Below are 9,598 nucleotides of genomic sequence, written 5' to 3' on the forward strand. Positions count from 1 at the left end.
CGAGGCGGCCAAGGTGGGCGGCATTGCCGGGCAGCACAACGCCAGCCACGGCTCCCTGCTGCTCGACGACCAGGTGGTGGAGGGAGCCGTGGGCTGCCTGATCAGCGGTGCCTGGCGCATCGATCCCGTGGTAGCCCAGGGCTGCCGCCCGATCGGCCCGGTGTTTGAGGTGGAGAAGGCCGAGCGCAATGTGGTGCAGCGGCTCAGCGATGGCGATCACCAGGGCACCCCTGTGGCCTGCCTGCAGGCGATCCTGGAGCAGCTCAATCCAGAGGAGCGGGAGCTCGTGCGCCATTCCCTGTTCCTTGGGGTGGCCAAGAGCAGCTTTCAGCTGAGTAGCAGCGACACCCCCGATGACGCCGCCTTTCTGGTGCGCAATTTGATCGGAGTCGATCCCCGCACCGGCTCCGTGGCCGTGGGCGAGCGGCTGCGCGTGGGCCAACGGGTGCAGTTTCAGCTGCGGGATGCCAACGCTTCTCGCCAGGAGCAGCGGCAGCTGCTCAGCCGCCAACGCCGCCAACAGCCGGAACCACTCGCCGCTCTGCTGTTTGCCTGCCTTGGCCGCGGTGAAGGGCTCTACGGCCAACCCGATGGCGACGTGAGCGCCTGCCGCGAGCAGTTTGAGCAGGTGCCGGTGGCCGGAGCCTTCTGCAATGGCGAGATCGGACCGGTGGCTGGCGCCACCCACCTGCACGGCTACACCGCGAGCTGGGGCTTCCTTGTGCCCAACCATCCCCCCACAGGCAGCCCTGCCTCCTGAGCCGCATGGTGCGCCAGCACGTCAACCCCCTCAGCCGCTTCTTCCAGCTCCCGCTGGAACTGCCCGCGCCGGCCGAGCTCTTTGCCGATCCGCAACAGCCGATCCACCTCGACATCGGCTGCGCCCGCGGCCGCTTCCTGCTGGCCCTGGCTCAACAGCAACCCAGCGTGAATCACCTGGGCGTGGAAATCCGCCGGGCGCTGGTGCAGGCCGCTGAAGCCGACCGCCAAGCCCTCGCCCTGGGGAACCTTCGCTACCTGTTCTGCAACGCCAATGTGAGCCTGCAGGCCTGGATGGCGGCGCTGCCGGCTGGCCAGCTCGATCTGGTGTCGATCCAGTTCCCCGACCCCTGGTTCAAGAAAAAGCACCACAAACGGCGGGTGCTGCAGCCGGAATTGCTGCTGGCGATCGCTGCGGCCCTAGCGCCGGGCAAACGCCTGTTCATGCAGAGCGATGTGCTTACCGTGATCGAGCCGATGGTGGGCCTCGCCGAAGCGAGTGGGTGCTTCATCCGGCCGGCAGCCGATGCGCGCCCCTGGCGATCTGGTAGCCCCCTGCCGGTGCCCACTGAGCGGGAAACCTATGTGCTGGGGCAAGAACTCCCGGTGTATCGCGTGCTCTACGAACGCAACGAAGCACCGCTCCCGAGGCTGGCGCTGCTGGAGCAATGGCTGGAAGCCACCCCCGAACCCACCGATAATCCGCTCGAACCCGCAGCTCCCACGGCATGAGCCTGGCCCCGGCGCCAACCACCCCATGGCTATTGCGCTGGCGAGGCCTGCTGGCCGGTGCCGCCTCAGGCCCCATCAGTTCGCGCTTCAGCCTGCTGGCGGGACTTGTTCTCTGCGCGCTGATGGCCGGGCTACCGCTCGTGACCCGCGGCGGATTGAGCCTGTTGATCCTCGCCGCGGGGCTGCTGTGGCTGCTTTGGGCCCTCTGCACCCCAGCAGGGCGCATCGGCGGCATCAGCGGCTGGTTGCTGCTGATGCTCGGCATTGCTGTGTTGGCCACCGGTTTTTCACCGGTGCCGATGGCGGCCTTCAAAGGGCTGCTGAAACTGATCAGCTATCTCGGGGTCTACGCCTTGATGCGCGACGTGCTCGCGCGAGCGCCGCAGTGGTGGAACCGGATCGTGGCGGCCCTGCTGGCCGGTGAACTGGTAAGCGCTGTGATGGCGATTCGGCAGCTCTATGGCGACACCACCGAGCTGGCCCGCTGGGCCGACCCCAACTCCGTGGCCGACGGCACGATCCGCGTGTATGGCCCGCTCGAAAACCCCAACCTGCTGGCGGGATATCTGATCCCGATCCTGCCGATCGCGCTGGTGGCGCTGCTGCGCTGGCGCTCGTGGCCGCAGCGGCTGTTTGCCGCGGCCTCACTGCTCACCGGCAGCGCAGCGCTGTTTCTGAGCTACAGCCGCGGCGGCTGGCTGGGGATGCTCGCAGCCCTGGGCGCGGTTGTGCTGCTGCTGGTGCTGCGGCAGACCCGCCACTGGCCCACCCTCTGGCGCCGGCTGTTTCCGCTGCTGCTGATCAGCGCCGCCGTGGCGGTGCTGGTGGTGGCCGTCACCCAGATCGAGCCGCTGCGCATCCGGGTGATGAGTCTGGTGGCCGGCCGGCAAGACAGCTCCAACAACTTCCGCATCAACGTGTGGCTGGCGGCGATCGAGATGTTTCAAGACCGGCCCTGGCTGGGCATCGGCCCCGGCAACAGCGCCTTCAACCTGATCTATCCGCTGTATCAGCAGCCCAAGTTCAACGCGCTGAGCGCCTATTCGGTTCCGCTTGAGCTGCTGGTGGAGGGCGGCATCCCCAACCTGCTGGCAGGCCTTGGCCTGCTGGCAGCCAGCGTCCGCGCCGGCTGGGCGCAGCTCAAAGGCGAATCGAGCTGGGCGCTGCCGGCCCTGGCCGCCCTGGCGGCGATCGCAGGGTTGTGCATGCAAGGCATCACCGACACGATCTTTTTCCGCCCCGAAGTGCAGCTCACCGGCTGGTTCTGTCTGGCCACCCTCAGCGTGAGCCGGAGCGGCCAGGGCAGCGCTGATGCCTGAGGCCATCTCTGTGGCCCAGCCGCGCCTGATCGCCGGCTTCGATGCCGGCCAGACCCACACCACCTGCCGGCTGGCGGCCCTCGGGAGCGATGGCTCGTGGCAGGCCCTCGCTGAGGGCCAGGGCAGTGGTGTGACCCACCTGGCAGCAGCCGGTGGCGCCGAGCGCTTTCAACAGGCACTGCGCAGCAGCCTGATGACCGCCCTGGCTGCGGCACAGCTGAACCCAACGACGAGCCTGAAGGCTGCCGGCATCGGCGCCAGCGGCATCGAAGCACGCAGCCCTGTGCAGAGCGAGGCCACTGCCCTGGCTGCCCAATCCCTTCAGCTCGCCGGCGAGCACACCGTGGTAGTAGGCGATGAACGCACGGCCCTGGCCGGTGCCTTCGGCGGTGGCGCCGGCGTGCTGGTGATCAGCGGCACCGGCTGCATCGCCGTGGGCAGCAATGGCCAGGGGCAGATGCACCGCTGCGGAGGCTGGGGCTGGCTGCTGGATGGGGCCGGCTCCGCCATGGACATCGGCCGCGATGGCCTGGCCGTGAGCGTGCAGATGGCCGATGGGCGCCTCGCCGAGAGCAGGCTGCGGCCAGCGCTCTGGCAGGCGCTGGGAGCTGAGTCAGCCCACGCGGTGAAGGCGGCCGTGGTGGCACCGGGCTTCGGCGCTGCTGGCTTTGCCCGCCTCGCGCCCGTGGTGGATGAGCTGGCCCAGGCCGGCGACAGCCACGCCCAGGCTGTGATCGCGCGGTCTGCCGAGGCCCTAGCGCTGATGGTGCACGGCGTGGCGGAGCAACTGCACCTGGCGCAGCCCGCGGTTTGCGGCGTTGGCGGTGCTCTGCGCCACCTGCAGGAGCTCCAGCAGGGTTTCCGAGCAGCGTTGCAGCAGCGTCTCCCGGCTGCCACGTTGCAAGAACCTGCCGGCGATGCCTGCAGCGGAGCGCTCAGCCTTGCCGCTCAGGCGGCGATCAAGCCGCGTTGAGGTACTGGTCCGCCAACGCGGCCAGATGCTCACTCCAGTGGTCCACATCCCCCTGCTCGGCCGCTTCGACCATCACGCGCAGCAGGGGCTCGGTGCCGCTGGCACGCACGAGCACACGACCAAACCCGTGCATGGCCTCCTCGGCCTGCTGCACCGCCTCACTGAGCGGAGCGCAGCTCTGCCAGCCGGTGCGGCGCCCCTGATCGGGCACGGTCACGTTCACCAGCCTCTGGGGATAGGGGTGGAAGCTGCTGTCCATCCAATCGGCCAGGGAGCCTCCCCGCGCCTGAATCAAGGTGGCTACCTGCACAGCGGTGAGCAGACCATCGCCGCTCATGCCATGGCGAGCCGAGAGGATATGGCCCGACTGCTCTCCCCCCAACGCCGCCCCGAGCTCTTCCATCGCAGCATGCACGTATTGATCGCCAACGGCGGTGCGCTCCAGCTGCCCACCTGAGGCCTGCCAGGCCCGCTCGAAGCCGAGATTGCTCATCACCGTGGCCACAATCCGGTTCTCGGGCAGGGCACCCTCGGCCATCAGAGACTGGCCCCACAGATACAGGATCTGATCGCCATCCACCACGCGGCCGCGGCCATCCACCGCCAGCATCCGATCGGCATCGCCATCAAAGGCAAACCCCATCGCTGCGCCGCGCTCGAGCACGGCTGCCATCGGGCTCACCATGCAGCACGGTGAGATCAGCCCCGAGAGCTCTGAACAGCGCTTCACCGCAGCTGCTGGCTGAACCCCAGCAGAGGTCGAGCACGATGCGGCAGCCATCCAACCGCGCCCCGGCAACGCTCTCCAGCAGGCGCTGCTGATACGCCTCCAGCAGGTCAGGGCGCTGCTGCAGCCGGCCGTTCCCGCAAAAGCCACTGCCGCAGGAGCCATCAGCGGTGCCATGCAGTCCGGCTTCGATCGCCGCCTGCTGCTCCTTGCCGAGTTTGGCGCCGCAGGCGCCAAACACCTTGATGCCGTTGTCGTGCGGGGGGTTGTGGCTGGCACTCACCATCAAGCCGCCGCTGCCGCCCAGCTGGCGGATCGCCCCCGGAACGGCGGGGGTGGGGCACAGCCCCAGATCAAGCACCTCGCGCCCCGCCGCGGTGAGTCCGGCGGCAAGAGCCGCCACCAGCATCGGCCCGCTGCTGCGCGAATCGCTGCCCAGCAGGATCGGCCCACCCTGCGGGAGCACCTGACCGCACCAATAGCCCAGCTGCAACGCCAGCGCCGGGGTGATCTGGTGGCCCACCCGGCCGCGGATGCCATCGGTGCCGAAGGCGGCTGTGCCCAGGGGCAAGGGGGTTCCCAGCGGGAACGCAGCCAGGGAGAACGCAGCCGACTCGGCCATCACACCAACGCACCTGAGGCGGCCTGCAGGCTAGGCCGAGGCCTCAGCGCCAACGCCGGGGCCACCAGGCCCAGAGCAGCAGTTCCACCACCGCCCAGAGCAGCACGCTACCCACCAGCCAGCCGGGCAGCAGCTGCAGCGGCCAGAGCGGACGCAGCAGCATCAGCACACCCGCCAGGGCCCAAACCTGCAACACCCGCCGCCGTTGCCGCCAGCCCGGCAACACGGTGAAGCTCGGCGGAAGCGAAGGCAGACGCAGCCGGCCCATGGCCTGGGGTGGAGATCTCCCCAAGAATGCCAACACCTGTTGCACCGCGTTGCCCCAGCTGCGCCCCTCCGCCGTCCTGCTCATCGGTGCCACCTGCCTCGGCAGCGGGATGGCGTTGGCCGCGGCGCGCCAGGCTCTTGTGCAGCTGGCGCCTCCGCTCAACCCGGCCAGCAGCACCACCGCATTGCAGGCCGCCCGCTGGCGGAGCCTCGATCCATCCCGCCGGCGCGACGCGGCGCTGCTTCTCAGTGCCCAGCCCGAGCGCGCGGCCAAAGAGCGCCAACGGCTGCTCCAGGGCCAGGGCTGGGGCCATGGACCCCTGGCCGCTGTGGCGTTGAAACAATCCGCCCAGAGCGCTGCAGCCTTGGGCCAGAAGTCGCGGGCTGAGGACCTGTGGCAAACCTTGCTGCGCCGCTTCCCGCAGGAACCCGCCAGCGCCGATGCGCTCTACGCCCTGGGCCAGCACGAGCTGCTGCTGCGCCGTTTTCCCGCCCATCCCGCCGCCCTTGCCGCTGCGTTGGAAGCCGGCGACAGCCTGCATCTAGCCGGCTGGGGAGCCCGCTGGCCCGGCGCTGAAGCACTGCTGCTGAGCACCTGCCAGAAGCCCAAGCAACCCCTCACCCCTGGGCAACGCCAGCAGCTGGCGAGCGGGCTGCTGCAGCTGGGGCATGGCAAGCCTGCTGAGCGCTGCCTGGCTGGGCAGCCACCGTCGCCGGAGCTGGCCCTCAGCCTGGGGCGCAGCCTGCTGCGGGGCAGCAGCGCCGATCAGGAGCGAGGCCAGCAGCTGCTGCTGAAGCTCGCCCTGCAGCACCCCAACAGCCCCGTGGGCACAGAAGCCACCGCGCTGTTGGCCGAAGAGCCCGGCGCCCCGGTGCTCGCCCTGCTGGAGCAACTGCCTGCCAGCCTGCGCAACGGGCCAGCCGTGCAGGCGCGACTGGCGCTGGAGCAGCGCATCCCCTGGCAACCGGTGTTGCAGCGCTGGCCGGAAGAACCGAGCAGCTGGGAGCTGCAGTGGCAATTGGCGCGCAAGGCCCTTCTCCAGCGGCGATGGACGGAGGCTGATCAGATCCTGGGGGCCATCTCCAGCACCAACCTGCCGGCCGTATTGGCAGCACGGCAGCTGTTCTGGCAGGGCAGCATCGCCCAGAAACAAGGCTTGAGCTCGCGGGCCAAGGAGCTGTGGCACAGCCTTCTGCGTACCCAGCCCGTGGGCTACTACAGCTGGCGGGCGATGGTGCGGCTCGAGCAGCCGTTGCCCGCCGCCGCGCCGCCAGCAACCAGCAGCAACCACCCCGAACTCACCTGGCAGCCCCTGGGCAGCGGCAATCAGCGGCTCGATGAGCTGTGGCGCACAGGCCAGGCCCTGGAAGCCTGGGAGAGCTGGCGGCATCTGCGTGGTGGCCGCCCGCCTCAGGGCCCCGAACAACTGCTGCTGGAGGGGCGCTTGCGTACCGGCATCGGTGACGACTGGACCGGCCTGGGCCAACTGGAGTTCGCCAACCTGCGCCTACGCCAAACCAGCTGCCGCCAGCAGTGGCAACGGGCCCAGCAGCAGCACCCACGGCGCTTCCAGGCGGAGCTGAGCCAGGCCTCCCGCGCGGAGGGTGTGGATCAGGAGCTTCTCTGGGCCGTAGCGCGGCAGGAATCACGCTTCAGCCCAGGCGTGAGCTCGCCGGTGGGTGCGGTGGGACTGCTGCAATTGATGCCCGAGACCGCCGCCGAACTGGCTGGCCGCAAGGTGAGCAGCGAGGAATTACAGAAGCCAGCCCTCAACGCGCGATTGGGTGCTCGCTACCTGCAGCGCCTGGAGCAGCTCTGGCCCAACCAACCCTTCCTCACGGTGGCTAGCTACAACGCCGGGCCCGGTGCCGTGGCGAGCTGGCTGAATCCAGCCCTGCCGGATCCCCAGCAGGAGCCGGAACTGTGGAGCGAGGCCATTCCCTATCCCGAAACTCGTCTCTATGTGAAAAAAGTGCTGGGGAACCGATGGAGCTACCAGCTGCTCCAGGGCGATCCGGATCAGATCTGCCCGCGGAACTAGGCGAGCAGCGGGGCGAGTCGGTGGTGCGCCAGAGCGCCCAAGCTGATCCCCACCAGCACCCACACGCTGAGGCCGATGGCTCCCATCAGCGGAGCAGGCGCAAGGCGCACTCGGCTCAGATCCAGACGGGCCAGCAGCACCGACGACGCTAGTACCAGCACCTCGGCCAACACCGCCAGGTGCAGCAGATAAAGGCCCCCCGTGATCACGATCAGCAGCGTCACCACCAGGGTGAGGGCCTTGCTGGCGGCCATCAGCTGTGACAACTCCCGCAGCAGCAGATCGGGCATGGCGCAGAACACCACCACCACCAGAGCCTGCAGGCATTGCAGGGGCCAGAACAGGGGCCCGGCCAGCTCCAGTTGCAGGGGGGTTTCAGCCCGGGTGAGCAGCAGGGGAGCCACCTCCGCCCAATGCAGCCCCATGTAGCCGCTCACCAGCAGCAGCACCAGCAACATTGGTGCCCGCAGCGGCAGCAGCACCAGACCAAACACAGCTTTCACAGGGATGGCTCCAGCACCAGGGCGATGGCCTCGAACGGACACGTGGGAATGCATTGTTCGCACACCAAGCAGCGTTGCGCGTCGAACTGCAACTGCCAAGAGGGAGCACTGCTGCTCAACGCGCCGCTGGGGCAAACACTGGTGCAGATGCCGCAATCCACGCAGCGCTCCGCATCCACCCGAATCTGGCCCGAGGCACGATTGATAGCGAGCCCCTGGCTTTCCAGCCAGTGCTCAGCGGCCGCCAGATCATCGATATCGCCGGAGAGCTCTACAACCATGGTGCCGCTCTGATTCGGCGCGATCTGGGCCCGCAGGATCTTCGCGGCGATGTCGAATTCCACCGCCAACCGATAGGCAATCGGCTGGTGCACTGCCTCGCGAGGGAAATGGAGGGTGATGCGGCGCTTCACGCTGTCTGGCCCGCCGGCGCACAGGCTAACCAGGGCCAGAAAACTGGCAGATTGTGGGTTCGCCATCAGACCCCCACCCCCCGCCTCCCCGTGAGCGCACCCACGCCCGACTCCCCGGCCCAGCCCCTGCTGGGACGCCGCGCCCGCATGCTGCTGGCCGCCCTTGGCGCCGTGCTCGCGCTGGCCCTCTTTGCCCTGCGCGGCGGACTGCAACCGGCCGCACCCCTGGAGAAACTGGCGCGCCAATCCCTCGATCTCTCCGTGGCCCTCGGAGACGGCCGCCCCACCCTGGTGGAGTTCTATGCCGACTGGTGTGAGGCCTGTCAGGCCATGGCACCGGCCATGGAAACGATCGAAGAGCAACACCACGGCCAACTCGACGTGGTGTTGCTCAATGTCGACAACCCACGTTGGCAACCGGAGATCGATCGCTATGAGGTGAACGGCATACCCCAACTGGAGCTGTTCAACGCCTCCGGCACGGCCATCGGCCGAGCCCTCGGCGCCCGCAGCAAATCCGAGCTCGAAGCCCTCACCACGGCCCTGATTGCCGAAACCCCACTGCCGCAGCTAGCTGGCCTGGCCAGCCAAAGCAGCCTGCAGCCCACCCTGGCGGCAACGCCGATGGCTGGTCCACGCAGTCACGGCTGATCCCTGCAACCCCGCCTACCCTGCAGGGCGCCGGCACCTTCCCCATGAACCGCTTCCGGGTTGAGCTGATCGCCGCTACCCCGAACCCGCAGCAGTGCATCTACGCGGCGATGCACCAGGACTACAGCGAGGGATTCGTGGCCGCCGATCGCGCCGAATGGCCCGATGAAACCAAGGCCGGCGAGATCTGCGTGAAGCGGCTGCTGGCCGGAGAGCGCGGCCACTACGGCCCGCTGGAGCACGCCCAGATCGTGCTCAACGTGGGCTGGTTCCCTCACTCTGTGATGCAGCAGGCCCGCACCCACCGCGTGGGCGTGAGCTTCGATGTGCAGTCGATGCGCTACACGGGCGATCGCATCTGCCGGGCCGCCAATGGCGAGCTCGAGCTGGAGGAGGTGTTCTATCTGCGCCCAGAAGGCAACTACAGCGATCGCCAGGGCAAGAAATACGCCTACACCGCTGAGGAGCGCAGCAAGGATCTCGAGCTCTGCCGGCTGGCCGCAGAGCGGTACCGCGACATGCTCGCAGCCGGCTTCGCCGAGGAGCACGCCCGCGGCATCCTGCCGTTCGACTACCGCCAGCACTTCGTG

10 protein-coding genes and 1 pseudogene are annotated in these 9,598 nt (G+C 68.5%); 7 read left to right on the forward strand and 4 right to left on the reverse strand.

The window, feature by feature from the left end; translation table 11 throughout:
* The 4 genes from ACIQ2E_RS08980 to ACIQ2E_RS08995 all read left to right on the forward strand — a co-directional run.
* Nucleotides 1-760 (forward strand): FIST C-terminal domain-containing protein (locus ACIQ2E_RS08980; protein ID WP_398329184.1); only part of this gene is annotated, 760 nt, incomplete at its 5' end.
* An 8-nt stretch (nucleotides 761-768) separates the two neighbouring features.
* Nucleotides 769-1,491 carry a tRNA (guanosine(46)-N7)-methyltransferase TrmB gene (trmB, locus tag ACIQ2E_RS08985; RefSeq protein WP_398329206.1) on the forward strand — a complete coding sequence of 241 codons (723 nt, stop codon included), beginning with the start codon at nucleotides 769-771 and terminating at the stop codon, nucleotides 1,489-1,491.
* Nucleotides 1,488-2,810 carry an IctB family putative bicarbonate transporter gene (locus tag ACIQ2E_RS08990; protein WP_398329187.1) on the forward strand — a complete coding sequence of 441 codons (1,323 nt, stop codon included), beginning with the start codon at nucleotides 1,488-1,490 and terminating at the stop codon, nucleotides 2,808-2,810. The genes trmB and ACIQ2E_RS08990 overlap by 4 nt, the downstream gene beginning before the upstream one ends.
* The gene (locus ACIQ2E_RS08995) at nucleotides 2,803-3,783 is read left to right on the forward strand and encodes a BadF/BadG/BcrA/BcrD ATPase family protein (protein ID WP_398329190.1); all 981 of its coding nucleotides are present in this window, start codon (nucleotides 2,803-2,805) and stop codon (nucleotides 3,781-3,783) included. Before ACIQ2E_RS08990 ends, ACIQ2E_RS08995 begins: the two co-directional genes overlap by 8 nt.
* Here ACIQ2E_RS08995 and glmM read toward each other — a convergent pair.
* Both glmM and ACIQ2E_RS09005 read right to left on the reverse strand, forming a co-directional pair.
* A pseudogene (gene glmM / locus ACIQ2E_RS09000) lies at nucleotides 3,770-5,132 on the reverse strand (phosphoglucosamine mutase). The gene ACIQ2E_RS08995 and the pseudogene glmM overlap by 14 nt on opposite strands.
* A gap of 43 nt (nucleotides 5,133-5,175) precedes the next feature.
* On the reverse strand, nucleotides 5,176-5,400 hold the full coding sequence (locus ACIQ2E_RS09005; RefSeq protein ID WP_398329193.1) for a hypothetical protein: 225 nt from the start codon (nucleotides 5,398-5,400) through the stop codon (nucleotides 5,176-5,178).
* Between ACIQ2E_RS09005 and ACIQ2E_RS09010 the strand changes: the two genes are divergently transcribed.
* Nucleotides 5,399-7,441: a transglycosylase SLT domain-containing protein gene (locus ACIQ2E_RS09010; protein ID WP_398329196.1), complete on the forward strand. Its 2,043-nt coding sequence runs from the start codon at nucleotides 5,399-5,401 to the stop codon at nucleotides 7,439-7,441. The genes ACIQ2E_RS09005 and ACIQ2E_RS09010 overlap by 2 nt on opposite strands.
* Here ACIQ2E_RS09010 and ACIQ2E_RS09015 read toward each other — a convergent pair.
* Entirely contained in the window at nucleotides 7,438-7,944 is a 507-nt protein-coding gene (locus tag ACIQ2E_RS09015; RefSeq protein ID WP_398329199.1) for a hypothetical protein, read from the reverse strand. The two genes, ACIQ2E_RS09010 and ACIQ2E_RS09015, sit on opposite strands and share 4 nt — an antisense overlap.
* Complete coding sequence (locus tag ACIQ2E_RS09020; RefSeq protein ID WP_398329202.1) at nucleotides 7,941-8,357, reverse strand: NIL domain-containing protein; 417 nt, start codon at nucleotides 8,355-8,357, stop codon at nucleotides 7,941-7,943. The genes ACIQ2E_RS09015 and ACIQ2E_RS09020 overlap by 4 nt, the downstream gene beginning before the upstream one ends.
* 147 nt (nucleotides 8,358-8,504) lie before the next feature.
* On the opposite strand from ACIQ2E_RS09020, the gene ACIQ2E_RS09025 reads away from it, so the two are divergent.
* Both ACIQ2E_RS09025 and thyX read left to right on the forward strand, forming a co-directional pair.
* A complete protein-coding gene (locus ACIQ2E_RS09025) occupies nucleotides 8,505-9,008 on the forward strand; it encodes a thioredoxin domain-containing protein (RefSeq protein WP_398329209.1) in 504 nt (167 codons plus the stop codon).
* Between the two features lie 44 nt (nucleotides 9,009-9,052).
* Nucleotides 9,053-9,598, forward strand: a 546-nt coding sequence (gene thyX, locus ACIQ2E_RS09030; protein WP_398329203.1) for an FAD-dependent thymidylate synthase, incomplete at its 3' end; no start/stop codon positions are given.

Origin of the sequence: Vulcanococcus sp., assembly GCF_044369115.1 — a bacterium.
Lineage (GTDB): Bacteria > Cyanobacteriota > Cyanobacteriia > PCC-6307 > Cyanobiaceae > Vulcanococcus.

Excerpts from the sequence above, each read along its gene's own strand:
- ACIQ2E_RS08995 (WP_398329190.1), top strand. The coding sequence starts at position 2,803 with ATGCCTGAGGCCATCTCTGTGGCCCAGCCGCGCCTGATCGCCGGCTTC.
- ACIQ2E_RS09010 (WP_398329196.1), top strand. The coding sequence starts at position 5,399 with ATGGCCTGGGGTGGAGATCTCCCCAAGAATGCCAACACCTGTTGCACC.
- ACIQ2E_RS09025 (WP_398329209.1), top strand. The coding sequence starts at position 8,505 with ATGCTGCTGGCCGCCCTTGGCGCCGTGCTCGCGCTGGCCCTCTTTGCC.
- ACIQ2E_RS09005 (WP_398329193.1), bottom strand. The coding sequence starts at position 5,400 with ATGGGCCGGCTGCGTCTGCCTTCGCTTCCGCCGAGCTTCACCGTGTTG.
- ACIQ2E_RS08990 (WP_398329187.1), top strand. The coding sequence starts at position 1,488 with ATGAGCCTGGCCCCGGCGCCAACCACCCCATGGCTATTGCGCTGGCGA.